This is a genomic window from Allobosea sp. RAF48 (assembly GCF_052114025.1).
GTDB lineage: Bacteria > Pseudomonadota > Alphaproteobacteria > Rhizobiales > Beijerinckiaceae > Allobosea.
On sequence record NZ_JBFRDZ010000014.1, the window covers coordinates 1 to 26,471 of the forward strand.

The 26,471-nt window shown below is 63.3% G+C and carries 25 protein-coding genes and 2 pseudogenes; 12 read left to right on the forward strand and 15 right to left on the reverse strand.

Annotation, left to right across the window (positions count from 1 at the left end; translation table 11 throughout):
- Positions 1–129: 129 nt before the first annotated feature.
- The 3 genes and pseudogenes from AB4Z10_RS22770 to pcaQ form a co-directional block, all read right to left on the reverse strand.
- Positions 130–695: pseudogene (locus AB4Z10_RS22770) on the reverse strand (formylglycine-generating enzyme family protein).
- 523 nt (positions 696–1,218) lie between these two features.
- Positions 1,219–1,951: pseudogene (locus AB4Z10_RS22775) on the reverse strand (IS3 family transposase); the annotation flags it as partial.
- Between the two features lie 84 nt (positions 1,952–2,035).
- A complete protein-coding gene (pcaQ, locus tag AB4Z10_RS22780) occupies positions 2,036–2,992 on the reverse strand; it encodes a pca operon transcription factor PcaQ (protein WP_441472680.1) in 957 nt (318 codons plus the stop codon).
- Positions 2,993–3,182: 190 nt separating this feature from the next.
- Between pcaQ and pcaC the strand changes: the two genes are divergently transcribed.
- The 3 genes from pcaC to pcaG all read left to right on the forward strand — a co-directional run bounded on the left by pcaC (position 3,183) and on the right by pcaG (position 5,078).
- Positions 3,183–3,578 (forward strand): 4-carboxymuconolactone decarboxylase, encoded by a 396-nt coding sequence (pcaC, locus tag AB4Z10_RS22785; RefSeq protein ID WP_441472681.1) that lies wholly within the window; start codon positions 3,183–3,185, stop codon positions 3,576–3,578.
- 130 nt (positions 3,579–3,708) lie between these two features.
- Positions 3,709–4,452: a protocatechuate 3,4-dioxygenase subunit beta gene (gene pcaH, locus AB4Z10_RS22790; RefSeq protein ID WP_441472682.1), complete on the forward strand. Its 744-nt coding sequence runs from the start codon at positions 3,709–3,711 to the stop codon at positions 4,450–4,452.
- Positions 4,452–5,078, forward strand: a complete 627-nt coding sequence (gene pcaG, locus AB4Z10_RS22795; protein ID WP_441472683.1) for a protocatechuate 3,4-dioxygenase subunit alpha — start codon at positions 4,452–4,454, stop codon at positions 5,076–5,078. Before pcaH ends, pcaG begins: the two co-directional genes overlap by 1 nt.
- A 156-nt stretch (positions 5,079–5,234) precedes the next feature.
- On the opposite strand, the gene AB4Z10_RS22800 is transcribed toward pcaG, so the two are convergent.
- On the reverse strand, positions 5,235–5,741 hold the full coding sequence (locus tag AB4Z10_RS22800) for a MarR family winged helix-turn-helix transcriptional regulator (RefSeq protein WP_441472684.1): 507 nt from the start codon (positions 5,739–5,741) through the stop codon (positions 5,235–5,237).
- Between the two features lie 156 nt (positions 5,742–5,897).
- Here AB4Z10_RS22800 and AB4Z10_RS22805 point away from each other — a divergent pair, with 156 nt between their 5' ends.
- Positions 5,898–6,773 carry a fumarylacetoacetate hydrolase family protein gene (locus AB4Z10_RS22805; RefSeq protein WP_441472685.1) on the forward strand — a complete coding sequence of 292 codons (876 nt, stop codon included), beginning with the start codon at positions 5,898–5,900 and terminating at the stop codon, positions 6,771–6,773.
- Between the two features lie 17 nt (positions 6,774–6,790).
- On the opposite strand, the gene AB4Z10_RS22810 is transcribed toward AB4Z10_RS22805, so the two are convergent.
- Both AB4Z10_RS22810 and AB4Z10_RS22815 read right to left on the reverse strand, forming a co-directional pair.
- Positions 6,791–7,783, reverse strand: a complete 993-nt coding sequence (locus tag AB4Z10_RS22810) for an ABC transporter substrate-binding protein (RefSeq protein WP_441472686.1) — start codon at positions 7,781–7,783, stop codon at positions 6,791–6,793.
- A 28-nt stretch (positions 7,784–7,811) separates the two neighbouring features.
- The gene (locus AB4Z10_RS22815) at positions 7,812–8,861 is read right to left on the reverse strand and encodes a Gfo/Idh/MocA family protein (protein WP_441472687.1); all 1,050 of its coding nucleotides are present in this window, start codon (positions 8,859–8,861) and stop codon (positions 7,812–7,814) included.
- Positions 8,862–9,085: 224 nt separating this feature from the next.
- Between AB4Z10_RS22815 and AB4Z10_RS22820 the strand changes: the two genes are divergently transcribed.
- The 7 genes from AB4Z10_RS22820 to AB4Z10_RS22850 all read left to right on the forward strand — a co-directional run bounded on the left by AB4Z10_RS22820 (position 9,086) and on the right by AB4Z10_RS22850 (position 15,871).
- Positions 9,086–10,138, forward strand: coding sequence for a cupin domain-containing protein (locus AB4Z10_RS22820; protein ID WP_441472688.1), 1,053 nt, complete (start codon positions 9,086–9,088; stop codon positions 10,136–10,138).
- Positions 10,139–10,172: 34 nt separating this feature from the next.
- Positions 10,173–11,438, forward strand: coding sequence for a flavin-dependent oxidoreductase (locus AB4Z10_RS22825; RefSeq protein WP_441472689.1), 1,266 nt, complete (start codon positions 10,173–10,175; stop codon positions 11,436–11,438).
- A gap of 46 nt (positions 11,439–11,484) precedes the next feature.
- A complete protein-coding gene (locus AB4Z10_RS22830) occupies positions 11,485–12,210 on the forward strand; it encodes a hypothetical protein (RefSeq protein WP_441472690.1) in 726 nt (241 codons plus the stop codon).
- Positions 12,211–12,314: 104 nt separating this feature from the next.
- The gene (locus AB4Z10_RS22835) at positions 12,315–13,238 is read left to right on the forward strand and encodes a Bug family tripartite tricarboxylate transporter substrate binding protein (RefSeq protein ID WP_441472691.1); all 924 of its coding nucleotides are present in this window, start codon (positions 12,315–12,317) and stop codon (positions 13,236–13,238) included.
- 61 nt (positions 13,239–13,299) lie between these two features.
- Positions 13,300–13,743 carry a tripartite tricarboxylate transporter TctB family protein gene (locus AB4Z10_RS22840; RefSeq protein WP_441472692.1) on the forward strand — a complete coding sequence of 148 codons (444 nt, stop codon included), beginning with the start codon at positions 13,300–13,302 and terminating at the stop codon, positions 13,741–13,743.
- A gap of 11 nt (positions 13,744–13,754) precedes the next feature.
- Positions 13,755–15,254, forward strand: coding sequence for a tripartite tricarboxylate transporter permease (locus AB4Z10_RS22845; RefSeq protein WP_441472693.1), 1,500 nt, complete (start codon positions 13,755–13,757; stop codon positions 15,252–15,254).
- Between the two features lie 395 nt (positions 15,255–15,649).
- Positions 15,650–15,871, forward strand: a complete 222-nt coding sequence (locus tag AB4Z10_RS22850) for a hypothetical protein (protein ID WP_441472694.1) — start codon at positions 15,650–15,652, stop codon at positions 15,869–15,871.
- Between the two features lie 139 nt (positions 15,872–16,010).
- Here the strand turns inward: AB4Z10_RS22850 and AB4Z10_RS22855 are convergent, their stop codons facing one another.
- A complete protein-coding gene (locus tag AB4Z10_RS22855; protein ID WP_441472695.1) occupies positions 16,011–16,487 on the reverse strand; it encodes a GlcG/HbpS family heme-binding protein in 477 nt (158 codons plus the stop codon).
- 176 nt (positions 16,488–16,663) lie between these two features.
- Between AB4Z10_RS22855 and AB4Z10_RS22860 the strand changes: the two genes are divergently transcribed.
- On the forward strand, positions 16,664–17,569 hold the full coding sequence (locus AB4Z10_RS22860; RefSeq protein WP_441472696.1) for a LysR substrate-binding domain-containing protein: 906 nt from the start codon (positions 16,664–16,666) through the stop codon (positions 17,567–17,569).
- Positions 17,570–17,719: 150 nt separating this feature from the next.
- Here the strand turns inward: AB4Z10_RS22860 and AB4Z10_RS22865 are convergent, their stop codons facing one another.
- From AB4Z10_RS22865 to AB4Z10_RS22900, 8 genes are all read right to left on the reverse strand, one after another.
- On the reverse strand, positions 17,720–18,610 hold the full coding sequence (locus AB4Z10_RS22865; protein WP_441472697.1) for a type 2 periplasmic-binding domain-containing protein: 891 nt from the start codon (positions 18,608–18,610) through the stop codon (positions 17,720–17,722).
- A gap of 79 nt (positions 18,611–18,689) precedes the next feature.
- Positions 18,690–19,775, reverse strand: a complete 1,086-nt coding sequence (locus AB4Z10_RS22870; protein ID WP_441472698.1) for an ABC transporter ATP-binding protein — start codon at positions 19,773–19,775, stop codon at positions 18,690–18,692.
- Positions 19,768–21,525, reverse strand: a complete 1,758-nt coding sequence (locus AB4Z10_RS22875) for an ABC transporter permease (RefSeq protein ID WP_441472699.1) — start codon at positions 21,523–21,525, stop codon at positions 19,768–19,770. Before AB4Z10_RS22875 ends, AB4Z10_RS22870 begins: the two co-directional genes overlap by 8 nt.
- Before the next feature lie 28 nt (positions 21,526–21,553).
- A complete protein-coding gene (locus AB4Z10_RS22880; RefSeq protein WP_441472700.1) occupies positions 21,554–22,615 on the reverse strand; it encodes an ABC transporter substrate-binding protein in 1,062 nt (353 codons plus the stop codon).
- Positions 22,616–22,716: 101 nt separating this feature from the next.
- A complete protein-coding gene (locus AB4Z10_RS22885) occupies positions 22,717–23,415 on the reverse strand; it encodes a 4-carboxy-4-hydroxy-2-oxoadipate aldolase/oxaloacetate decarboxylase (RefSeq protein ID WP_441472701.1) in 699 nt (232 codons plus the stop codon).
- Positions 23,412–24,134, reverse strand: a complete 723-nt coding sequence (locus tag AB4Z10_RS22890) for a PIG-L deacetylase family protein (protein ID WP_441472702.1) — start codon at positions 24,132–24,134, stop codon at positions 23,412–23,414. The genes AB4Z10_RS22885 and AB4Z10_RS22890 overlap by 4 nt, the downstream gene beginning before the upstream one ends.
- Positions 24,131–25,387, reverse strand: a complete 1,257-nt coding sequence (locus AB4Z10_RS22895; protein WP_441472703.1) for a CaiB/BaiF CoA transferase family protein — start codon at positions 25,385–25,387, stop codon at positions 24,131–24,133. Before AB4Z10_RS22895 ends, AB4Z10_RS22890 begins: the two co-directional genes overlap by 4 nt.
- On the reverse strand, positions 25,387–26,343 hold the full coding sequence (locus tag AB4Z10_RS22900; protein ID WP_441472704.1) for a hydroxymethylglutaryl-CoA lyase: 957 nt from the start codon (positions 26,341–26,343) through the stop codon (positions 25,387–25,389). The genes AB4Z10_RS22895 and AB4Z10_RS22900 overlap by 1 nt, the downstream gene beginning before the upstream one ends.
- Positions 26,344–26,471: the final 128 nt, after the last annotated feature.

Sequence of the window (26,471 nt, forward strand, 5' to 3'; positions counted from 1 at the left end):
GCGATCGTCGGCCCGGCCTTGCTCCCAGAAGGCTTCGGCGGAAACGGCAGCGATTCCTGGGCGACCACGGGCGATCCCAACATCAGCAGCGTCGTGCTGACGCCCAACCAGCGCGCTCTGAATGGGTGACTAGGCGGCCGTTTCATTCGCTTCTCCGTTCCGGACAACACATCTGAACCCGACATGGCTGGTCGACGTATCGATCGCCTCGGCATGTCCTGCTGCGGGTCGATAGCGGCGGCAGTCGTTCGGAGCGCACAGATGCGATCCGCCCTTCAAAACCTTCCGCGGGATTTTTATGTTGGGGAGACAGGGATCGTAGCTGGCAGACTCCAGCCCTCCGCGAGGGTTCCTGGGTATGCAGCAGGCTTTCGTCGCCCCCGCCTCGTGCTTCGGGACGAACCAGTCGTCCGTCCACTCCCAAGCATCGCCGATCATGCCGTAGAGACCGTATCCGTTGGGCGGAAAGGCTCTGACGGGCGACGTGCGGGCGTATGCGCATAGTCCCGCTGGTCGGGCACGAACTCGGCAAATGTGCGATGCCCGATCGCCGCCACGAACTCGGCAAACTGTGCGTTGGTGACAGGGGTCTCGTCGATGAAGAAGCCCTCGACGCTGACACGATGGGCCGGCTTTTCTTCGGGGCAGCGATGATCCGAGCCCATCCAGAAGATTCCGGCTCGCACGAAGATCATGCCATCTCGCGCACGCTCCGATGACACATCCGTCTGAGCCGTCTCTGCCTGCATAGCCAGCCTTCCCGTCAACCTACATCAAGAACGCCAGCACACTCGTGAGCAGACCGGACGACGCCGTCACTGCCCGGATAGAGCTGCGGCCTCGGCTGGGCGCGCATCGGTCGCTGCAGACACGATCGCGGCCCGATCGGCAGGCGAATTCCGTTGCGCGCATTTCATGCATGGGCAGCCCGCCCGTCTTGCCATTTCACGCCAGTCGCAACCGGCTACGCTCCGCCTCCGCCGGTCGCGAATCCCCCCGACGTTCGGCCCTGTGAAAAGCGTCGATCCGGTGATCGCGGCGAGGTCCGATGGCTGATATCCCTTTGACGCGCGGCCAGTTCCTGCTGCCCTTCGTCAGCATCCTCGACGATATCGGCGCTCCGACGGAGACGCTTCTGGAGAGGTCGCGGCTGCCATCGTCCCTGGCCGAAAAGAGCGATCTCTGCCTGCCGCTCCTGCCGGCGCTGCGCTTCGTCGAGGCCGCCGAGAGAAGCCGGGGGATCGAGGATAAACGCACATGTCCCGGCACGCCGCGCAGGATGAAGAGGTCCGAGAGGACGTCGATGACATCGCTCGACCTGAGCCTGCGATCGATGCGGAACGCCAGGCATTCCCGGGTGAACTCGTCGATCACGCCTGCGAAAACGCGAAGCGCTTGTCGCGAGCATGCGAAACTTCCGGCCATTGTGCGTGCGATCCTCGACAAAGTCGGACGACCAGACATGCATTGGCCGCGGCCGCACACAGGATCCGTCGTTCAGCCAGAGGCGCCCCTTCTTCGGCTGCTTCTGAGGCGCTTTGAGCCCTTCTCGCCGCCAGATCCGCTCGACGCGCTTGACGTTCACCGCCCAGCCCGCCGCGTGCAGCAGGGCTGCGACCCGCTGATAGCCGTAGCGCCCCTATGAGGTGGCGAGCGCGACGAGCAGCCTCCGCGAGGATAGGTTTCTCAAGCGTCAGGTCCGAGACGGGCTTGCGCAGCCGCTCGTTCTCCTTCTCGAGGTCCTTCAATCGCTTCAACTGGTCGCTCTTCAGGCTGCCGTACTCCTTGCGCTAGCGGTCGTCAGTATGGCCCGGGTCGCTTGTGCTATCGGGCACCCCCGGGACAACAGCCTATCGACCTGCCCAAGCTTCGCGACGATCGCTTCCGGCTTGTGCTTCCTCTGCGCCGTCGCGGCATCTGGTCCTGTCCTGGAAAACCATCGAGGCCACATGCCATTCTTGGGGCATCCGGAGCCGCGAGAAGGGCGGATGTCGTGCCGAAAAAAACGGCGGTGCATTGAGCGAGCCTGGGCCACTCAACGGGGCAAGCCAATCCTTGCCCGCTCTGCGACGACGTCTCGCAACGCTGCCATGACAGACTGGGCCGGAAAGGAAGGCTCCGTATCCGTGCGGATCGTCAATCCTACGGGTCCGTTCGTGTCGTCGGTATCGACTGGCAGGACCGCGAGGGTTCCGCTTGCGGCATCCTCCGCAACAACGCCCTCGGAAATGACCCAGATCGCATCTGTCCCGAGAAGGTAATTGCGGGCGAAGGCGTCGGAGACGGTCTCGATGACGCCGCCCGAAGGGTTGATCGTGCGGGCAATGAAATAGCGTTCGACGATCGGGTGAATGACGGAGCCCGGGGGAGGGACTAGCAGCTGGTAATGTCCGACATTCGCGATGTCGAACTGCTCATCTGCCAGCAACGGATGTCCGGGGCGAACCGCCAAGGCAATGCGCTCTGAATAGAGATACTCGAATGCCAGGCCACGCATCGCTTCGGGGGAGGCCATTCGCCCGACCACGAGGTCGATGTCGCCGAGACGCAGTTGCGAGATCAGGACATCGTTCGATCCCGTGACGATGCGAAGCCTCAGGTTTGGGAGATGTCGCGACAGCTTCGCCAATGCTGCAGGCAGAATCCGTGCAGACACGGTCGGCAGCGCGCCGAGCGTGAACGCGGCTTGCTCTCCGCCGGCACCCTGGGCGACGGTCCGGATGCCTTGCTTCAATGCAACCAGGCTCGACGTTGCGTAGCGCAGGAAGATGTCGCCGATTGGCGTGAGCACCATCGAACGGCGTTTCGGCTCGAACAAGGCGGCGCCAAGAGCATCTTCCAGTTCATGGATCGTTTTCGAGACGGCCGGCTGGCTCAAGCCCAGAACGGAGGCCGCCTTCACGGCGCTTTTCAGGCGGGCGACCTCGATAAAGCAGGAAAGGTGGCGAAGCTTGACGCGCCCATCGAGCTGAAGCGATCGACTCTGGCTCATTACAATAACCTATGGGTTATCCAAGGATTTAAAAATGCCATTTAACATAATCAATCAAATGACGCATGATACTGAGACTGTCCAAACGCAATCAGCTTCGGGCTCGTCGATGATCGTGGCCGCGTCCCGCCGATTGCGTTGCCGGCACGTTCGCTGAAGCTTGTTTCCGAGCATTTGAAGGAGCACGTCCATGCCTGACGGGCCAAACAGGTTTGCCAAGGGCATGGCGACCCGTCGATCTGTTCTCGGCGATCGATATGTCGATGCTGCGGTGGCAGGCACGGATGCGTTTACAGCCGATTTTCAGGCTCTGATCACCGAAGCTGCGTGGGGCACCGTTTGGTCGCGCGACACGATCAGCAAGCGCGAACGTTCGATGCTGACGATCGCCTTGCTGGCCGCCCTCGGCCATCACGACGAGGTCGCGATGCATGTCAGGGCGACACGCAATACCGGCGCCAGCGTTGAGGACATCAAGGAAGCGCTGCTGCATGTCGCGATCTATGCCGGCGTGCCGGCAGCCAACCATGCTTTCAAGATCGCAAGGGCGACGCTCGCCGAGATGGCCGAAGAAGCTGCGAGATGAACCGCGCCGGGTCTTGCCTTCGGGCTCGAAACGGCGGTCCCTGAATTGAGCAGGATCAAGATAAGCGAGCGGGAATTGTCGCAGGATGACGACGTGCTGCGGCAGCAGCTCATAGGGAGGGGGCGCTCGGATGCGCAATGAGAATTCGACCTATCAGGGAGGTTCCTTCTACCAAAGGGACCGCAGTTGGCATCCGCCGGCTTTCACCCCGGAATACAAGACCTCGGTGTTGCGGTCGCCCAAGCATGCTCTGCTCTCGCTCGGCAATACCCTCTCCGAGATGACCGGGCCGGTCTTCGGTCACAATATGCTTGGGCCGCTCGATAACGACCTGATCCTCAACTACGTCCAGACTGGTGAGCCGATCGGGCCTCGCATCATCGTGCACGGCCAGGTTCTGGATGAAGATGCGCGTCCCGTGCGCGGCGCGCTGGTCGAGTTCTGGCAGGCCAATGCCGGCGGCCGCTACCGCCATAAGAAGGAAAGCTACCTAGCCGCGATCGATCAGAATTTCGGGGGATGCGGGCGCACGATTACGGATGACGAAGGGCGCTATTGGCTCCGAACCATCAAGCCCGGCCCTTATCCCTGGCCGAACGGCGTCAACGACTGGCGCCCCGCACATATCCACTTCTCGATCTTCGGCCACGCCTTTGCCCAGCGCCTTATCACCCAAATGTACTTCGAAGGCGACCCGATGATCTGGCAGTGCCCAATCGTGATGGGGATTCCGAGCCGGGAAGCCGTCGAACAGCTGGTTGCGGCGCTTGACCGGCAGGCGACGCTGCCGATGGATACCATGGCTTACAAGTTCGACATCGTTCTGCGCGGACGGCGCTCGACGCTGTTCGAGAACCGGATGGAGGGCAACTGATGGTTCAGCCGTTTCGCCGCCTGAAGGAAAGCCCCTCGCAGACCGCCGGCCCTTACGTTCAGATCGGAGCGACTCCGAATTTTTGCGGTATTGAAGGGGTCTTCCCGCACGATCTCGGCTCGCAGCAACTTTCGCCCAAAGCGAGGGGGCAGCGTATCGTCGTCACCGGGCGCGTGCTCGATGGATCGGGGACTCCGGTCAAGGATGCCCTCATCGAGATTTGGCAGGCCGATGCGCAGGGTATTTATGCTGGGCCTGGGGAGCGCAGAGGTGAAGCCGATCCCGAATTTCCCGGCTGGTTTCGCCAGCCCGTCGATGGCGCGACGGGCGTTTATCGCTTCGAGACGATCAAGCCCGGCATCGTGCCCTATTTCGATGGCCGCCCGATGGCGCCGCACATCACCTTCTGGATCGTAGCGCGCGGCATCAATATCGGTCTGCATACCCGGCTCTATTTCGGCGACGAGGACGAGGCTAACGCCGCCGACCCGATCCTCGCACGCATCGAGCATCGTTTCCGGGTGCCGACATTGATTGCGACTCTCGATGATGCAGATGCCGTCCCGACTTACAGGTTCGATATTTGCCTTCAGGGAGAGAACGAGACCGTTTTCTTCGACATCTGAGCCGGCCGCCATTGCCCGGTGCCTCAGCGAGCAGAGATGGAATGAGCGAGGCGGAGGGCAGGCCACCTTGCTCCACACGCTCTGGCAAGCACGGCAGCGCTCCCTAGGAGGGATTTGCCATGGCCCTGCGCACCATGGGGCGCGCTGATGCTCGTGCTATCGTGCCTGCGTCGGCGGCTCTGGCCGCCGCATGACGGAGCTGTAGAGCTCGTCGTCGAGTGGCGCTCGGCTATAGACGTTGTTCACGCGCACGACCTGGCTGAGCATCTCCAGGAACTTCTCCCGCTCCTCATGGGGGAGGGGCGCCAGGATGCGCTTCTCGCAGCGGTCTATGAGGGGAATGACCTTCTTGAGGGTCGCCTTGCCTTCCGGGGTGGCATTGAGCAGCTGTTTGCGCCGGTCGGTTTCGGAGCGTTGACGGGTAATGAGGCCCTTCTCTTCCAGCCGGTCCAATACCTTGACGAGCGTGGTCCGGTCGAATGCGATCATGCTCGATAGCGTCGCCTGATCGATGCCGGGCACTTCGGCGATGATGTCGAGGGCAGCGTACTGCACCGTGGTCAAGCCCAGCTCCTTCGTCTCCTCCAGAAAGATGGCGACCGCGATCTGGTTGAGGCGCCGGATCAGGTGCCCCGCCCGGGAGTAGAAGACTTCAAGCGACATGTTTGCCTCAGCCCCATCGGCTCGGTGGGCAATCCTTGCCCCGTTTGCATCTCAACCGATAGCAGACGCAGTTCGGGCCGGGCAATGATATTTAGGTCGTGTACATATAATTCGTATGCATATACAATTTCATTGCGCCAAGGACCCTCCGTGCCTATGGCGGTGGAGGAAACGAACATGAAAATCTGCCGTTTCAATGAGGGGCGCATCGGCCTGGTGAGGGACGATGCCATCCATGACATCACCGCCGAGGCAGCGGCCCTGATGGCTCAGGTCGAGGGTGTAGGCGACCCGCTCATCCGCTGCCTGGATGCGCTTGCAAGGGAGATCGCGCCCAAGGCCGACCAGTTTCCCGTGCTGCGGCTCCAGGATGTCGCGCTTCGCGCGCCGGTTGCCGTGCCCGGCAAGATTGTGGCCGCTCCCGTGAACTACCAGGCCCATATCTTCGAGATGCAGGCATCGAACATCTCGCCTGGTCACAACATCCCCGATATCGCGCGCGCCGGGCTCTTCCTGAAGGCGACGTCTTCGCTGGTGGGGGCGGGCGATGGCATTGCCATACGCTTCCCCCAGCGCCGGACCGATCATGAGATCGAGCTTGTCGTGATCATCGGCGCAACGGCCTCAAATGTCACAGAAGAGCGGGCGCTGGATCATGTTGCCGGCTATTGCATGGGGCTCGACATCACGCTGCGCGGAACGGAGGACCGCAGTTTCCGCAAATCCATCGACAGCTACTCGGTTCTGGGCCCCTGGCTGACGACGCGTGACGAGATTGCCGATCCAGATGCCTTGACCATCACCCTTCAGAACAACGGCGACCATCGCCAGACGGCGGAAACGTCGGATCTCCTGTTCGGCGTCCGTCGGTTGATCGCCTTCGCATCGAGCTTCTACACGCTGTACCCGGGCGATGTCCTCTATACCGGTACCCCCCAGGGCGTCGGTCCGATCGTCCCCGGAGACCGCTTGCTCGCCAGCTGCCCGGAGCTCGGGACCATGAGCGTGGCTGTTCGCGCCTTTGCTGCTTGAGCGCGGCGCGCCGCGTGTCAGATGCGGTAGGCCTCTGCCGTTGCAGGATGAAACAATTCCTCGACTGTCACGCGGCGCGCCGAAAGTCCCTGGCGGTGATGGTGGTCCAGGAAATTCTCGAGCACGTGCCGGTTCGCCGCGACGCCATAGGACCAGAAATCGCTGCCGAGAAGATCGCGCGCCGCTTGCAACTGCTCTTCGACGAAGGGCAGGGTGATTTTGGTGGCCGAAGTGTCTGAAAGCTGGCCAAGGGCCACTGCCTTCGACTGTTCAAACGCCTTGAGGCAGGCGGCCGGCAGCCAATCGTGATGCTCCACGATATCGCGGCGGATTCCGAGCAGGTGCATGATCGGAAAGATTCGGGTGCGGCGATAGAAATCCGACGCAGCGGCGACGGGATCGGCGAACAGCCGGGCGACATTCGGGTGGCCGCGGTCGAAGCAGGATGGTGCGCGCGGGCCGATGAAGGCATCGATCTCGCCGGCTTCGAGCATCGCATTGAGCGATTTGCCCTCTGGCGCGGCATCGATTCTGATCTCGGGCGGCAGCTCGATCTTGATCTTCTCCGGACGGCCCGACGTTTCGATGCCACCGCGTATCCAGTGGATGTCGGCCGGCTTCACGCCGTAGTCGTCCTCCAGCAAGGCACGCGCCCAAACGCAGGCCGAGAGCTGGTATTCCGGCAGCCCGATCCTGCGCCCTTTCAGATCCTCGGGCGCGGCGATGCCGCGGTCGGTGCGGATGTAGATCGAGGTATGACGAAAGGCGCGCGACAGGAACGCCGGCACGGCGACATAGGGACTCTCGCCCCGTGAAACTTTCACGACATAGCTCGAAAACGACATCTCGCTGATGTCGAACTCGGCATGTCGGAAGGCCCGAAAGAAGATCTCTTCTGGCGACAGCGTCATGAAGACGGGGTCTACCCCATCGATCTGCACGCGGCCGTCGATCAGGGGCCGATTTCGGTCGTAATCTCCGATCGCGACGGAGAGTCTGAGTTTTGCCATAACGTTCCTCCGGGATTTTGTGCGCTGGTCAGGCGAGCGGGCGGGCAAGCCGGTAGGCGTCGTCGATGAGCTTGACCGAGCGCCAGCAGTCTCGCACCGAGACCAGCGGTGGTTTGCCCGCTTGCCAACGCGCAAGTGCGTCCTCGAGGGCCGTGTAGGAGGGGTTGCGCGGGGGCATGCCGTCCAAGCTCTCCTCGGAATCGCCCAGCACGAGCCGCATCGCTCCGTCCTTCGACATCAGCAGCGCGTTGCGGCCGCAGATTTTCCACTCGCCATCAGCGCCATCGAGAAAGCGGTCGCGGCTGGGAAGCGCCGACGCGCCTTCCGCCGTGCGGCGCGGATAGGCGTTTCCGGTTTCAAGCGTACCGAGGATGCCGCTCGTCGAGCGGAACGTCACCGAGGCATAATCCTCGACCTTCTCGCCAAGGGCGCGGTTGCTGAGCTGGGCGGATTCGATCTCAAACTCTTCGCCGAGCAGGTCGAGAAAGACATCGAACCCGTGAGTCGCGAGGTTTCGCAGGCAGCCGCCGCCCGATTGAGCCGGGTCGAGCATCCATGACGAGTTCCACCGTCGGTAGCGCTCGGACGAAAAGCGGTTCATGCGCACATAGACGTGGGAGAGCGGGCCGAACGCGCCGGCATCCAGCAATGCGCGTGCTTTCGAGTGAAACGGCGCGAAACGCTGGACCATGGGAACGGTGGCGAAAACGCCATTGGCCTCGGTCTTGTCCGCGATGCGCTCGACTTCGATGGCATTGAGGCCCATTGGCTTTTCCATGAGGAACGGAATCCGCTCCTCGGCGAGAAACAGGGCCACCGCGGCCATGTCGCAATGGCGTCCCAGCGCGAGCACGAAGTCCGGCCGCGTCTCCGCGATCATCGCCTTGTAGTCGGCGAATACGGGGGCGCCTCCGATCTCGCCGGCGCGATGTGCGGCGATTGACTGATCGGCATCCTGGACGCCGACAATGCTCACGCCTGGCATCGCCGCGAACTGGCGCAGATAGGCCGGGTCGTAGATGGCGTGCCAATGGCTCACCCCAATGGCAGCAATGCGAGTTGTCATCCGTTCCTCCATATGCGCCGATTTGCGCTTATTAATGGGATGTGTACCAATCACTTTTCATCAGCGCAAGCCCATGGATTTTCCGCTATGGGTTATTTTGCCTTTTGATTTCAGCGTATTGGGACGAAATTGGCACGCGGACACAGGACTCTTGACATATAGGATGTATGCTGATGATCTGTGAGCAACATCAAGAGTCGACGAGCGGCCTGGTTCAGATTTTGGAGGATCTTCGGATGGCACATGAAGCTGAAGCGAAGCGCGACGCACGAGAGACGGCGATCGGTGACGCGGCCGATCTCGTCGCGACGCTCGAAGCGTCGAATGTTCAGCCGCTTTGGGACCGCTACAAGCGGCTGAACACGCGCGAGCCGCAATATTACGAGCCGATGATCTGGCACTGGGAGATGATGGAGAAGTTTGCCGACCGCGCGGCGAACGAGATCAGCATGGAGGAGGCCGAGCGCCGCGCCCTGCTGCTGACGCATCCCGCATTTCCCGGCACGGTTTTCACCACTCCCACGCTCGCCGGCGGCGTGCAGATTCTCGAACCCGGCGAGGCCGCTCCGGCCCATCGCCACACGCTTGCTGCGCTCAGGCTCGCGATGATCGGCGACGAGGCGGTGACCGTCGTCGACGGCAAGCCGTGCCCGATGAAGCCCGGCGACCTGATCCTGACGCCGGCCTGGAGCTGGCACGAGCATCATCACAACGGCAAGAACCGCGCGGTCTGGTTCGACGGTCTCGATTACCCGCTCGCGCGCCAGCTCGGCACTGTATTCTTCGAGGTCGGCCCCGGCCCGGTGCCGGAGCGCGGTCTTGCCCATATGGATGACGGCTCGCTCGCCGAAGGCGGCATCCTGCCCGAAGGTGACGGCAAATGCGTGCCGTATTCGCCGCTCTACCGCTATGCGTGGGAGCGGGTCTCCAAGGCGCTTGACGCAATGACGCCCTTTGCCGACGGCTCGCGCAAGATCCGCTATCTCAATCCAGTCGATGGCGGCCCGGTGATGCCAACGATCGACTGCTTCGCCCAGCGTCTTGAGCCCGGCCGCAAGACGACGGCCATGCGCACCACGGCCACGGCGATCGTCGTGGTCATCGAGGGCGAGGGCGAGAGCAAAATCGGCGACAAGACGTTCCACTGGAAGCAGCACGACTGCTTCACCCTGCCGCGCTGGCTCTGGATCGAGCATCTCGCGACGCAGGGCCCGGCCACCTTGTTCCTGATGACGGATCGTGAACTCACCTCGCGCATCGGCCATCTGCGCGAGGAAACGCGTGACTGAGCMCTTGGGCCGGCGCTGCCAAGGAGATGGATGCATGACCGACACCACGCCTGAAGTCCTGATCATCGGCGCCGGCATCGGCGGGCTGACCTTTGCGCTCGCGCTGCACAGAGCCGGCATCTCATGCCGGCTCTATGAGGCGGCGCCGGAGTTCAAGCCGCTGGGCGTCGGGCTCAATCTGCTCCCGCATGCGATCCGCGATCTGGCGGAGCTCGGCCTGCTCGATCAGCTCCTGGCCAAAGGCATCGCGACGCGCGAATACTGCTTTTACACCAAGCATGGCCAGCTCGTTTACGAAGAACCGCGCGGCCGGCAGGCCGGCTACGACGTCCCGCAGGTGTCGATCCATCGAGCCGATCTGCATGACGTTCTCGTGGGCGCCGTCCGCGAACGGCTTGGGGACGATGCGATCGTGATGGGCCGCAAATGCGTCGCGGTCGACCAGGATGACGACAGCGCCATCATCAGCTTTCTGGACGGATCCACGGGCCAGCCGCTGCCGCCGGTGCGGGCTCCGATCGCGGTGGCCTGCGATGGCGTTCACTCGGCCGCTCGCAAGCAGTTTCACCCGGAGGAAGCAAAACCACGCTACCAGGGCACGACGCAATATCGCGGCGCAACCCGGTGGACGCCGTTCAAGACTGGCGCCAGCATGGCCTATGTCGGCACTTACGAAACCGGAAAGCTGATCACCTATCCGGTGCGCGACAATATCGACGGCAAGGGCGGCCAGCTGATCAACTGGGTCATCGAGGTCGCCCGTGACGACGAGCCGACCCGTGACTGGAACCGCCAGAGCCGGGCCGAGGAGTTCATCGACGGCTTCGAGCATGCGACGTTCGACTGGCTCGACATTCCCGCGATGCTGCGTGGTGCCGACGTCATCCTCGAGTATCCGATGCTCGATCAGGACCCGCTGTCATTCTGGACTGTGGGCCGGATCACGCTGCTCGGGGATGCAGCGCATCCGATGATGCCGCGTGGTTCCAATGGCGCCGCTCAAGCGATCATCGATGCCAACACGCTCGCAGAACTCCTGGAGAAGCGTTCCGACCGGCTGGAAGCCCTGAAGGAATACGAAGCGATCCGCCTCGGAGCCACGTCGAAGGTCGTGCTCGCCAATCGCGAGGTCGCGCCCGACGCAATCCTGCGCGTCATCGAGGAGCGCACGGGCGGCAAGCGGTTCGATAGAATCGAGGACGTGATTTCACATGACGAACTGGTCGCGTGGCAGGAGCGCTATCGCAAGGTCGCAGGATTCAGCACCGAGGATATGAAGAAGCCGCGGCAGCTGGTTTAGACGCGCAAGGCGCGACAAGACGCCGGCGAGTTGGAGGAACGATCCCATGTCCTGGTTGGGCAATGCCGCCGTGGCGATCTGGTGCGACCTGGAGCCGGGCACGGAGGCCGCACATGACGTCTGGCATTCGCAGGAACATGTCCCGGAACGTCTCGGAGTACCGGGCTTCCTGCGTGCGCGGCGTGGAATTTCCGCTGCCGCGGGCTCTGGCCAGCGCTTCGTGCTCTACGAGATCGACACGCTGCAGACCCTGACGTCCCCCGCCTATCTCCAGTGCCTCAACAATCCGTCCGCCTGGACGACGCGCACCATGCCGACCGTGCGCAAGCTCAGCCGCACCGCCTGTCGCGTGTCGGCGAGCCTCGGTACAGGCGCGGGGAGCTTCCTGCTCACAGGCAGATTTGCGGGGCGGGAAGGGATAGAGGCGGACATTGCTCGGCTCGCCGAACGGCTGCCTGCCATCGCCAGCCTGCCCGGCATTTCAGGAGCACATCTGCTCGCATGCGAGGCTGCCGGCACGCGCATGGATACCGCCGAGCAAAGGCTGCGGCGGGGGGCGGATGATCAAGCCGATTGGATCCTGGTCGTTGAGGCCTATGATCGCGCGGCCCTGGACATGGTGCAGGCGGGGGAGACCCGCGCAGCAGCACCGCACGCTGGAGAAGCCGGCAGCAAAGCTGCCTTCAGCCGCTTCGAGATCAGCTTCGTCATGGTGCCCGGCGATCTGCCGGTCAGCGAGGTAATCAAGGAGGCGGCCGTAAGTCACGCCTGAACGGTTCGCCTGCAGTTCAAGAATCGGCAAAAGCCGCCAATCCTCGGGAGGGTATAATGAAGATCAATCGACGCGCTGCGCTTATCGCGGCCGGATGCGCACTCATGCCAGGCTGGGCTGCCAGCCAGTCGTTTCCGTCTCGTCCCATAATCGTCATCGTGCCGTTTCCGCCGGGCGGCATTGCAGATCAGACGATCCGGCTCGCGGCCGAGAGGGTATCGCTCAGCATTGGCCAGCCCGTGATCGTCGACAACAAGCCGGGCGGGGGCGGGCAGGTGGGGGCGGCGGCCGTCAAGTCAGCGGCGCACGACGGCCATACGCTGTTCCTCGCCAATGTCGGCACCCACGCGATCAACGCTTCGCTGTACAAGAAGCTGTCATATGATCCGGTCGCGGACTTCACGCCGGTGGTCCAGATGTTCTCCTTCCCGCACCTTCTCGCGGTGCCGGTCAACAGCCCCTACAAATCCGTCGCGGACCTTGTGGCGAAGGCCAAGGCGGATCCCGGCAAGGTGACCTTCGCGTCTCAGGGCGTCGGCTCGGGAGGACATCTGCTCGGCGAGATGTTCAAGTCCGGGAACAAGATCGACATCGTGCACGTGCCTTACAGGGGAACGGCGCAAGCCATGCCGGATCTGGTAGCCGGCCGTGTCACCTTTATGTTCGACGGGATTCCGGGAGCCGGGCCGCAGGTTCTGGACGGCAAGCTGCGCGCGCTCGCCATCACCGATTTCAAGCGCTCTCCCTTGATGCCCGACGTGCCCACCGTGGCGGAAGCGGGCTATCCGGGCTTGGAACTCAATGCCTGGTTCGGTCTGGTCGCGCCGACGGGAACACCCGAGCCGGTTGTGGCCAGGCTCAGGGAAGAGTTCTCCAAGGCGATGAACGATCCGTCCGTCTCCGAGAAGATCGGCAAGTTCGGCGTGAACATCGAAACCGGTACGCCGAGCGAGTTTGCGGCCTTCATGGCGGCGGAAACCAAACGCCTCGGCGTGATCGTCAGGGAATCCGGCGCGCAGGCCGAGTAGCCGCGACGCGGGTCCGGGGAGATTCGGGCACGTCTCGCAGCAAGCTCTTGGAGTGTGAAACATGCGGATAGCAATCACGCAAAGCTGCGTCGCCGGCCTGCTTTTCGCGTTGTTCGGCGTGGCAGGGCTTTGGTTCATTCGTGATCTCGGCGTCGGCTCGGCGCTGCGCATGGGGCCAGGGTATCTGCCCAAGCTCATGTGTTGGCTCCTGATCGCATCCGGGGCGATTATCGCGGCAAACGGCCTTGTCAGGGGCAGCCCCACAATCGGGCGCCTTCAGCTTCGGCCGGCTGCCTGCATCGTCGGCAGCATCGTCGCCTTCGCCCTGCTGATCGATCGCGCGGGCCTCGTTTCTGCGACTTTCGCGGGTGTCACCATCGGCGCGCTGGGCGGGCACGAGTTCCGTCTGCGCGAGGCACTGCTTCTGTCCACCGGTCTGGCGGCGTTGTTTTCGCTCGTGTTCGTCTACGTGCTCGGTCTGCCAATCAAGATCTTCCCGTTCTGAAGGGCGTGGCGATGGAAATCTTCGATAATCTGGTGCTTGGGCTCGGCGTCGCGATGACGCTGGAGAACCTCCTGTTCTGCTTCATCGGAGCGCTGCTCGGCACGTTGATCGGCGTACTGCCTGGCATCGGTCCGGTCGCGACCATGGCGATGCTCCTGCCCATTACCTTCTACCTGTCGCCGACCGCCGCCCTGATCATGCTGGCGGGAATCTATTACGGCGCGCAGTACGGCGGATCGACCACGGCCATCCTGGTGAATATTCCGGGAGAGGCGACCTCCGTCGTCACTGCGCTCGATGGCCATGCGATGGCGCGCAACGGGAGGGCCGGCGCGGCGTTGGCGGTCGCGGCGCTCGGTTCCTTCTTTGCCGGCACGGTGTCGACGCTGCTGATCGCTATCGCCAGTCCGCCGCTGGCGCGGGTCGCCCTGGAGTTCGGGCCGGCCGAGTACTTTTCGCTGATGATCCTGGGCCTTGTCGGCGCTGTCGTCCTTGCCCAGGGCTCTATCCTCAACGCCATCGCGATGACGATCCTCGGATTGCTGCTCGGACTGGTCGGCACTGACCTCAATACCGGCGACCCCCGCATGACTTTCGGCGTGCCGGAGCTCATGGACGGCATCGGCTTCATGCCGATTGCGATGGGCATGTTCGCTGTCGCCGAGATCATCATCAATCTCGAAAAGAAGCAGAGTGCGACGCCGAGCAGCGTCATTGGCAGCCTGATGCCGACGAAGGAGGAGTTCCGGGCCTCTGTCGGGCCGGTTCTCCGGGGCACGGCGCTCGGTTCGGCGCTCGGCGTGCTTCCCGGTGGCGGAGCGCTGCTCGCTTCCTTTGCTGCCTACTCGCTTGAAAAGAAACTGGCCAAGGACCCTTCACGTTTTGGCAAGGGGGCGATCGAGGGGGTGGCGTCGCCCGAATCGGCGAATAACGCCGGAGCGCAGACGTCCTTCATCCCGATGTTGACGCTGGGGATTCCGTCCAATCCGGTCATGGCGATGATGCTCGGCGCGCTGATGATCCACGGCATCGCGCCGGGGCCTGGAGTGATGACGAGCCAGCCCGCGCTGTTTTGGGGCCTCATCGCCTCGATGTGGGTCGGCAATCTGATGTTGCTCGTCATCAATCTGCCGCTGGTCGGCATTTGGGTCAGGCTGGTGAGGGTGCCCTACCGGCTGCTCTTTCCATCGATCCTGCTGCTCTGCGCGGTCGGCGTCTACGGCGTGAACAATTCGGCCTTCGAGGCGGGCTTGACCGCGCTGTTCGGCATCCTCGGTTACGTCTTCCACAAGCTCGGCTGCGAGCCGGCACCGCTGTTGCTTGGCTTCATCCTCGGACCGATGATGGAGGAGAACCTGCGGCGCGCGCTCATCCTCTCGGCAGGCGATCCCGTCGTGTTCCTCACCCAGCCGATCAGCCTGGTGCTCCTGCTGATTGCGGCGGTCCTGCTCGCCCTTGTGATCCTGCCAAACTTCCGGACAGGCCGGGAGAAGGTGTTCCAGGACGCCTGACAGTCCTGGCTGCGGCCTGTGCAGGCCAGTCGAGCGCTCGATGTTCCCCGTCTGCCGCGATGTGCAACGATCTCTCTGGGCGTGTGGCGGCTCCGCGACATGCCCCTGCCATCGTGACGGTTACCGATCGTCCGCGCCGGCTCCCCTGCATAGGCGAGCACTGCGGTTCGGCGGGCATGACATGCTGATCGGAGGGCCGCTCGTAGCCGGCTGCTGGCGGCTTGGTCGCCGGTGTCCATCGCTGCGTTCGCAGCGCGGGCCTCTCCGGCGGAACTGTCGTGATTGAGGCTGCGGGCAGCGACATCGATGTCGCTACCCCAGTCGATTCCGACACGACATGCAGGATCCCCGTGCTACGAACCGCTCGGCTCATGCGGGCGTCCGGTGTTCGCATCATGTCGGTGATACCGGATGCCAGCCGTTCCACCGGCGAAGGCATGTTGCCGACTTCGGGCATTCCGGGATGCCCGACGCCGTCGAGCATGACGAGGATGCTCGTCACCTATCGGCATCGAGGCGGGGCCGTCGATGCGCCGGCGAAAATCCCGGAGGTGTTCGAAGATGACGGGCAGCCCTTTCCATTTGAGGAAGGCGGCCAGGGGCCGGCGCTTCGATGACCGCGCCGGCCGGGTGCGAGATTACCCCGCAGACGATGACAAGGAGCCGTTGACTGCGCACTTTGTCGATGTCGTCCGCTGCTCTGGCCGTAATGGATCGCGCGAGATCGGGGCGGAGGTGCGGGGCCCCGTCGAATGGTTATTTCAGGGCGGCCAAGCCGGCAGCGGCAATCTTGCCGTCTTCGTCAGACTGCGCGCCCGATACGCCGATTGCTCCAATCGTAACGCCGTCCTTGACGATGACGAGGCCGCCTTCGAGCGGAACGATGCCGCGCAAGGCGAGTAGCCGGACACCCAGCCCGCCCTTGGCCAATGCGTCTTCCGAACCCTTGGTGTTGCCGCGATAGAGGCAAGCGGAGCGCGCCTTATCCTCTGCGACAGCGATGCCTCCGAGGTTGGCATTGTCGATCCGATGCAAGGCAACAAGATTGCAGCCGGAATCGACGATCGCCACCGACACCAGCCAGCTATTCTTTTTGGCTTCTGCCTCGGCTCCGGAGATCATTACCTTGGCCTGTTCGAGGGAGATTGGCGCTCCATAGGGTGCGCGCTGCGCTTGGGCCGCACAGGGAACAGCCAGCGCGAGGGCTAGGGACGCAGCGAGGGTGAACTTCATTGTAGGCTCCTGGACGGAAGGTCGGATAACGAAGAGCGCGCGCTCACTGCCGCTCCGCTCGGTCGACCAGGATTTGTCCGCTCCTGACCGCAACTCGACGGTACTGAGGGGCGGAATCGCCGACAATCGTCGGAACTGGAACGCATTGTTCCAAATATGGGTGGATGAGGGTGTGAATGCTTGATCTCAACGACCTGTATTTCTTCGCGCAAGTCGTCGACCATAAGGGCTTCACGACTGCCTCGCGGGCGCTGGGTGTACCGAAATCGAATCTCAGCAGGCGTATTCTCAGGCTCGAAGAGGCTCTCGGGGTTAGGCTGATCAATCGCGGCTCGCGCCATTTCGTGGTGACGCAGATCGGCGCCGAATTCTATCAGCGCTGTCGCGCAGTTGTGATCGAGGCCGAGGAAGCGCAACAGGTCGTCACGAGGAGGCTGGCTGAACCCGCTGGCCGGGTGAGGTTCAGTTGCCCCACACTGCTCGCGCAACATGTGATCGCGGGGCTCCTGCCGCGCTTCATGCGCGATCATCCCAAGGTTGAAATCGTGGAGCGCCTTGTCGGCGTCGATTCAGATCTGATTGACGAGGGTTTCGATCTGGCACTCCGGGCGCATGGCGAAGCGTTGCCGAGCTCCGAACTGATCCAGCGGGTCGTCTGCGAAATTCAACTCATTCTTGTTGCAAGCCCGGCTTTCCTGACGCGGACCGGCCGACCGCGGGAACCGGAAGACCTGGAGGGCCGGGATGGGTTGGCCCGCAACGTGCTCTTCGAGGGACAGTCGTGGCGCCTCGAGCATCGCGATGGGCGCATTGCGACGGTCGGCTATCGCCCGGTCTTCTTCAGCAATGATTGGCTGACGCTTCGCGAAATCGCCGGCCAAGACTTTGGCGTCGCAGCAATCCCGGCTTATGCCTGCCGCGAAGCGATCGCGAGCGGATTGCTCGAACGCGTACTTCCCGACTGGCGCGCAGATCGCGCCACGCTCTCCATCCTGACACCGTCGCGTCGCGGCACTCTGCCGGCGGTGCGCGCGTTCTTGGATTTTCTGCTGAAGAACATACCCGCGGAGATCACGGTGTGATCGCGCTACGGCGTCGTCCTGCCCCCGGAAATCGATCCGGGCCGCGTGCCATTTCTCGGGCATCCTGAGCCGCAAGAAGGACGGATGTCGTGCCGCGGCCCCGATTTACGGACAGGCGGACCGCCTTTGACCATCGCCAGGCCATTATTCTCAAATCAATTTCATAACGTCCTTATAGAGACTGTCGACCGCGCAGCGTTCAGACGTAATTCCCTGTCGAAGGCAGTATGCCATCATCTTTTCAAGGGATGATTGCATTGTTGCGGCTCCATTGATGTTCGGCGTGTCCGGGTCTCCCGGAGCGGCATCTGCGCTTCGTGCCAGTAGCCTCAGGATCTCCCGAACCGCGTCAGGCTCCTCCGCGACGAGCTGGTCGGATACGACCGCGACATGGTTGATCTGGTAATAGCCGAAGCGCTGATGCCAGGCCTCGGGATCGCGAGGCAGGCCATCGTCGATGACGGGGTTGAGCCCGGCACGTTCGTTGGGCACGAGGAGCGCGGCATCGAGCTCTCCCGTCAGCAGCATCTCTCGAAGTCCGGGTGTGGCCGGAGCGCGCCGGACCGTCGCCGGAGGATTGGCCGAGGGCAGATGCGGCTCCTCGACCGTGACCCATTCGATGGCGTCCGCCGGGACGTCCCAAAGTTCATCAAGCAGGCCGCGGACCCAGGCCGGGCTGGTTTGCGCATAGGCTCTGACGCCGATGCGCTTGCCGGCGAGCTGCGTGGGAGAAAGGTTCCCCCGGCGCTGGTCGTGGACGAGGGCGGGGTGCTGAACGCGGTGGTTGAGCGTGACCGGCAGCAGGCTGAGAGGCAAACCGGCCTCATACGCCTGCAGGAAGGTCACCAGGGCGAGTTCGCCGAATGCGAAACCGGGGTCGTTGAGGAATTGCTTGAAGCCGTCCTGGATCGGCCGGGCCTCGACATAGGAAATGTCGAACAGGTCGGAGCGCAGCGCGCCGCTCTTGAGCGCCTTGGTGCGCGGCGTGTCATCCAACAGCGCTTTCAGCACGGGCCGCGACCGCGATGATGTGGAGATCATGATTGTCTGGACTCCCGTTTGAACGCTGGGTTGCTAGGTCGAGCTGCGCGCGTGCACGAGGCTGGTTTCGCGATCGATCCTATGCCGCGAACAACACGGCTCCGTCCGAGGGGACCCAGAGATAAACTTTCGAGGACGTGACGTCGGCGTGCGATTCCACCTTCGCGATCGATCCGGCGACCTCGAGCTCGTATTGGAAGCGGGCGCCCAGATAGCTGCAGGACAGCACGCGCGCCGACAGAACTGCACCATCCTCGTCCGGTCGCTGTTCCTTCGATTGCAGCAACCGCATCCTGTCCGGGCGAACCGAAATGCGAACCGAACTTTCGAGCGGCAGATTCCTGTGGCTCTTCAGGCGCAGGAACTGGTCCTCGCCGATGCTTACGACGTTGCCGTTGGCGGTGTCGTTCCCGACGATCCGGCCCGGGAAGAAGCTGCTGGTGCCGATGAAGTCTGCCACGAACGGGTCGGCGGGGCTGGCGTAGATCTCCTGCGGGGTGCCGATCTGGACGATGCGGCCCTTGTTCATGACCACGATCCGGTCGCTGAGCGCCAGCGCCTCGCTCTGGTCATGGGTGACATAGATCGTGGTCAGCCGAACCTGATCCTTGAGTTGGCCGAGCCAGACGCGAGCGCGTTCGCGCAGCTTGGCGTCAAGATTGGAGAGCGGTTCGTCGAGGAGCAGGACGTCCGGCTTGTAGACCAGCGTGCGGGCGAGGGCGACGCGCTGCTGCTGTCCGCCGGAAAGCTCATGCGGATAGCGATCGGCATAGCTTTCCATTTCCACGAGGGAGAGCGCCTGGGAAACCCGCTGATCCCGCTCGGCGCCCCTGACTCTCCTGAGCTTGAGCGGAAAGGCGACATTGTCGCGCACGCTCATATGGGGCCACAACGCATAGGACTGGAAGACGAGCCCAAAATTGCGCTGCTCCGCCGGCAGGGAAAAGCCGTTCTGCCCATCGAACAGCACAGTCTCGCTGGTGCTGATCGAGCCGTCCGTTGGCTGGTCGAGTCCCGCAACCGCTGCAAGGGTCGTCGACTTGCCGCAGCCCGATGGGCCGAGAAGGGTCACGAACTCGCCATCGGCGATGTGAAGATTGAAGTCGCTGAGGGCCGTGACGTCGCCGAAGCGCTTGGTCAGTCCTTGGATGATGAGCTCAGTCATAAAGCTTGACCTTGAAGAGCGTCCGCGCAGCGAAGATGAACAGCACTGTCAGCAGGATCTGGACCGTCGCCAGAGCCGACAATGTGCCCATCTCGCCGAGGACCCAGTATTGCAGGAGCGTCGTTCCGATGACCTCGCTGCCGGGCGCGATCAGGAAGATGGCGATCGAGTATTCTTTCAGGAAATGGATGAAGAGGATCGCGAAGCCCGAGAATATCGCCGGCTTGATGAGGCGCAGGATGATCGCCCGGACCGCCGTCAGCCAGTCCGCGCCGACGACGCGGGCAGCGCGGTCCAGGTCCGGGCCGATCTGCAGGAGGGCAGGCGAGAGGCTCGCGAAGGCAGTGGGGATATAGCGCATCGTATAGGCCACCATCAGGACGACGATGCTGTTGCGGAGCCAGCCGAGCGGCGGGATGAAGACCATCGCATAGAAGAAGCCGATGCCGGCGATCAGGCCCGGGATCGCGCGCGGGAACAGTGCGACATATTCAAGCGCGCGCCGGAATTGGAAGTCGGAGCGGTGAACGACGAGGGTCAAGGCGGCGATGAAGGCAATCGCGACAGCGCTGCCGACGATCGCGATGACGAGGGTATTGCCGATTGCCCGGAGATTGGCCTCCGATGAGAAGACCGCGCCGAAATTGTCGAGCGTCAGGACGTCCGCGAGCGGTACGAGCGGGCTGAGGAAGCGCGTAAAGGCGCGCAGCACGAGCACCCCGAGGGGAAGCACGATGAACAGAGTCGTGTAGGTGAAGAGGAAGCCGAAGGCGATCCAGCGCATCGCGCCGAGATCGAAGAGCCGCTTGCGCGATGCCTTGCCGCCGACGGTGACGTAACGGCGCGCATTGCGCAGCATCCGTCCTTGCAGGAAGACGAGGATGGACACGATGATCAGGAGAAGCGTCGCGGCTGTCGCAACCAGGCCGTAGTTCGGGCGCGGGGCCGCCACTCCCTGCGAATAGAGATAGGTCGTCAGAAGCGTGATGCCGCCCGGCTCGCCGAAGATGAGGGGGATCGACAGCATCTCCAGGGAGCTGGTGAAGCTGAGCACGCTGCCATAGAGGATCGCCGGCGTGAGCAGCGGCAAGGTGATCGAGACAAGCGTGCGCACCGCACCCGCGCCGCAGCTGCGTGCTGCGTCTTCGAGGGCGGGATCGGCGAGCTTGGTAGAGCCCAGGCAATAGAGCGCCGCCAGCGGTGATTGCGAGATGCCGGCGACGAGCGCCATGCCGCCCAGCGAATACAGGTTCCAAGGCTGCTCGCCGACAATCCCCTGCACCCACAGGGTGATGTAACCGGCCGGTCCGTACATCAGGAACCATCCGAACGACAGGATGAGATGGGAGATGAACAAGGGCCAAAGCAGCATGCTGCCGAAGAGGCGCCTCCCCGGCACGTTCGTGCGGCCGATCAGGACGGCGCTGACGACGCCCAAGAACTGCGACACGACCGTCGAAATGAAGGCGAAGACCAGCGTGTTGTAGATGATCGTGCCGAAGCCTTCCGAGCCGAACAGGTCAAAGTAGTTCTTGATGCTGAGCTGCGCCTGATCGTCGTAGAGCGGCCGGTCCAGCACGGACTGGTACAACAGCGGCAGGATCGGCCCTGCGACCAGGACCAGCGCCATGACGGCGATGACATATTGCAGGATGACGCTGCGCGCGGGGTGGTTCGCCAGTCCCGATGCGAGTCCGGTCCGGCGCTGCATCGCGCGTGCGTCGAACACGGGGATGTCTAGGTGGCTCATGACGGTTCCATTCGTTTCGTACCGTCGGTCAAGCGCGGTTGGCTTCGCGCCATTTCCGCACGAAGGATTCGTGATCGCTCACCAGACCGCGGTCGTAGTTGACCAGGATCGTATTTCCCGAGCCGATTTCCCTTTCGATCTGCGAGAAGGTCTCGGCGCCGCCGACGCTCTCTGACGTGACAGACGGTCTGACGGGCGTGCGCGAGCCTGCCGCCAGCGCCCTCTGCCCGGTCTCCGACAGCATGAAGTCGAGGAGCAGCTTCGCCGAATTTGGACGGGCCGACTTGATGGGAATGCCGAGGCCGCGGAAGACCATCGGCGTGCCATCGCTGATGTAGCTCATGCCGACAATGCGCGCGCGTGCCGGATCGCGGACCGCGGTGCGGGCGGCCGACGATCCGCAGAAATAGGCCAGGACGTATTCGCCGGTGGTCACTTTCTCGACCATCGGACCAGCCGAGCGTTCGAACCGCGTCTCCGGCCCGAGCGTGCGGTACCAGTCCCAGACCTTGTCGCCATGATGCTTGGCGAAAAAGTAGTGGGCATTGTAGCCGTAGGACGTCAGGTTGGCGCTGTAGCTCGTCAGCTTGCGGCGAAAGATGCCCGGGTTGGCCTTCACCTTCTCGACAAGGTCGGCGAAACTGGTCGGCCAGAGCTTCTCGGGCAGAAGCGCCTTGTTCCAGAGGAAGACGAGCGGGTCGAGCGCGGCGGTATAGAGCCCCGGGCTCGGCAGACTCCAGACCGGATAGGCACTGGCCTCCGGCGACGCGTAAGCCAGGATCTGCTTGCGATCGATCATGTCGATCCAGGCGTCGGGCGCCACGGTGACGATGAGATCCGCCGTGCGGCTCCCGGTCGCGGATTCCGCGAAGTAGCGCTCCATCGCCTCGTTGGCGTTGATGTCCAATGTCTGGACGGAGATCCAGGGATACGCCGCCTTGAAGGCCTCAAGCGTCGGGCGCCATTGGCCCGGCGACATATTCGAATAGGCGATCAGATCCGGCTCGCCACGCGATGCCTCGATGATCTTCGCATAATCAGGCGGATAGTTCGCAGCTGCGTTCTGCGCCGAAGCCCTGGTCGCGGACATGGCCAGTCCGGCTGCACCCATCTGCAAGAAACAACGTCTGTCCATCATTGGTCATCCTCCCGTTTTTTTATCGTTGGAGATGTCTAGTCGGATCGGTGAGCTTATCGCTCCTTCGCGGAAACGTATTTCAGGCCTGCCCGCTCGAGTGCAGGTCTCATCGCGTAGATATCGAGGCCCAGTTCACCGGCCGCGAGCCGGGCACGTCTTTCGCTCTCGCCGGCGATACGTTTGCGGGCCGCAATGAGCACTGCTTCGGCGCGCGGACGCGGCAACACCAGGACCCCGTCCTCATCGGCCACGACAACATCGCCGGGCTGTACCTGGGTACCGGCGCAGACCACCGGAACGTTCACCGATCCCAGCGTCGCCTTCACCGTGCCGCGTGCGGAGATCGCGCGGGACCAGACCGGGAATCCCATGTCCGTCAGCGAGCTCACGTCGCGGACGCCGGCGTCGATGACCAGCCCTCTCACGCCGCGAGCCCGAAGGGAGGTCGCAAGCAGATCGCCGAACATCCCGTCGGTATTTGCGACAGTGCAGGCGACCACGAGGATGTCGCCGGGCTCGCATTGCTCGACGGCGACATGCAGCATCCAGTTGTCGCCGGGCTGTGCGAGGACCGTCACCGCGGAGCCGGCGATCGAGGCCCCGGCAAAGATCGGCCTCATCGACGGGTCCATCAAGCCCGGCACACGGCCGGCTGCCTCATGCGACGTGGCGACGCCACACGTGCCGAGTTCGTCGATGACTGCTCCGTCGGCGCGTTCGATATCGGTGACGACGACGCCGAGTTCACTCATGCGAAGGCCTCCACAGCCTCGGGATATGCGGAACTGTAGGCCTCGCCATAGGTCATCGGCCGCCCGGAGTTGCGCCCACCCTGCATGCCGCGATTGAGGGCCACGCGCTCATAGTAGTCCCAAAGATGCCGCTGGGCGGGCAGCGCCTCGAAGGCCTTGCGTTTCACCTCCCAGACGTCGGTGATGTTGAGAATGCGGTCGGGCCGGAAGCCACATTGCTCGGGCTGATGCGGTTCAAAGGCGTAGAGCTGAGGTGCATTGTAGCTGACCGATGGGCCCGGCTTGTGACCGGCCGCCTGCGCCACGATGCGGGCCTCGCGGGCAAAGCGGGCGGCCTCCGGATGGTCGACATTGTAAGGGTCGGCATCTGCGTGCGTGAGCACGAAGGAGGGCTTGAGTTCACGATAGATGTCGATCATCCGATCGAGCATGGCCGAGGTCAGATGCAGCGGGTAATCGCCGGCGTCGAAAAACTCGATCTCGGCGCCGAGAACCGCCGCAGCAGCCTCGGCCTCGACCTGACGCGCGCGTTTGCAAGCTTCGAGCGTCATGCCCGGTTGTTTCCATGCGCCCTGACTTTCGCCGCGCTCGCCGAAGGAAAGGCAGACGATCTTCATGCGCACACCTCGGCGGGCATGCAGGGCAATCGCGCCGCCGGCGCGCCATACGAAATCGCCGGGGTGGGCGCTGACCACCAAACCGCTTGCAGGCGCCGTCATATCTCGTTCCCCAATGCTGTGCCGCTTGGATCGGCTGAAGACAAAAGCGAGCTGAGTTCGGCGCCTGCGATCACACCCGCCTGGTTCATGCGGGCGATCTCGTGGGGCGTGTAGCCGATCTCTGCCAGGATCTCGGCGGTATGCTCGCCGAGCTTTGGCGGCTGGCGCTCGATGCCGGGGCGCTCGCCATTGAAACCGACGGGCAGGGCAGGCAGGCCGAAGGTCTCGATATCCCCGGTGAGCTTGGTCACGGCGACGTCGAGCAAGCCTCCGCTGGCGGTCAGATGCGCGTCGGCGAAGAGATCGGTGGGCTTGCCGACGGGCGCGAAGGGGATCGATGCCGCTACGCAGCGTTCCTCGACCGTTGCCCGGTCATGTGGGAGGAGGGCTTCCTGAATGCGTGGCAGCAGCCAGCTCCGCTCGGCATTGCGCAGCGCATTGGTCGCCAGGCGCGGATCGCCGGCGAGTTCCTGCAAGCCGAACATCTCGATGAAGCGGCTCCATTGCATATTGCTGGTCACGCCGATGAAGACCTGCTCATCGCCGGCGACGTCGAACACGTTGTAGATGGCCCACGCCCCGTGCCTGATCGGCATCGGGCGGGGATCGTTGCCCGTCGCGGCAAAACCCGCCATGTGCGTCAGCATCAGGAAGGCCCCGGTTTCGAACAGGGCACTGCCGATCTTCTGCCCCTTGCCGGTGCGATCGCGCTCCGGCAGTGCTGCCAGGACGGCGGTGACCCCGAAGATTCCGCCCAATATGTCAGTGATCGACGAACCGGCCCGAAGCGGTCGCCCAGGCGGGCCGGTCATATAGGCGAGGCCGGTCTGGAACTGGATGACCTCGTCGAGCGCTGGCCGCTTCTCGTAGGGACCCGCAAGAAAGCCTTTCAAGGCAAGATAGAGCAGACGTGGATTGATGGTTCTCAGGTCTTCGTAGCCGCAGCCCAGCCGCTCCATCGTTCCCGGACCGTAGTTTTCGATGACGACATCCGCGTCGGCGGCGAGGCGATGAACGGTCTTGCGCCCCTCCGCGCTCTTCAGGTCGACCGCGAAGCTGCGCTTGTTGCGGTTGAAGCCCGGAAAGAATCCAGCGCCAAAGCCCGGCAGGCTGCGGGTGTGGTCACCTTCAGGCGCTGGCTCGATTTTGACGACATCGGCACCGAGATCGGCGAGCAGGAGGCCCGCCGTCGGCCCCATGATCATATGGCTGAATTCGAGGACCTTGAGCCCTCGCAACGGCTTGGCGGACATCAGGCGGAACCTCGCAGCGCATCGAGCGAACCGGCATGGATCAGTTCGCTGGGGAGGGTGTGGCCGACGATGGCCTCGGCCATGCGCCCCACCTCGATCAGGGCATCCAGGTCGACGCCCGTCTCGACGCCGATTTCGTGGCAGAGAAGGACGAGTTCCTCTGTGCTGATGTTGCCGGCCGCGCCCTTCTGGCCCGCAAAGGGGCAGCCGCCGAGGCCTCCGACCGTGGAGTCGAAGAAATCGACACCCATTTTCAGGCCTGCATAGGCGTTTGCTACCGCCAGGCCGCGGGTATCATGGAGATGCAGCGTGATGCGCTTGTCCGGCCATTTCGATCGAATCTCGCCGACAAGCGCCTCGACGCGCGGCGGCGTCGCCCAGCCCATCGTATCCGACAGGGAAATACGCTCGATCTCGACACCGGCTTCGGCGGCCACGGCAAAGCCGTCCTTCAGGGTCGCGATTACCCGCTCGCGCGGCACGTCTCCCTGATAATTGCAGCCGAAGGCAGCCATCACGCCGACCCGCCTGACCGGGACACCGCGGGCGATGTGGAGAGCTGTCTGCTTGCGGCTGGCCTCGACCTGTTCAGCGTGGCTGCGATTGAGATTCTTGCGCGTGAAAGCTTCCGAAGCCGTCAGCGAGATCGAGCCGTAGAGCGTGAGCTTGTCACCGGCTGCGAGCGCTCGGTCGAGACCTTTCTCGTTGAACCACAGCGCCGTGTAGCTGACGCCGTCCTTCGGCTTCATCTGGGCGACGACTTGGTCGGCGTCGGCCCAGCCGGGGACGACCCGCGGATTGACGAAAGAGCAGACCTGGATGCGCTTGAGGCCGGTCTCGGCAAGCGCCTCGATCAGCCGAACCTTGTCGGCTGTTGCGATCGGACCCGGCTCGATCTGAAAGCCCTCGCGCGGGCCTTCCTCGTGTATCTCGATGGAGGCTGGAAGATCAGCCATAAGCCCGAAAACCTCCCGAATTTCTCAGCGGCCAGAGGCGCCGCCTGTTGATTGCCGCCAATTTGCGTATCGGGAGCGATATCGTCCAATATATTTTGAGGTGTCGTGTGAAAGCCTGTACGTATCAC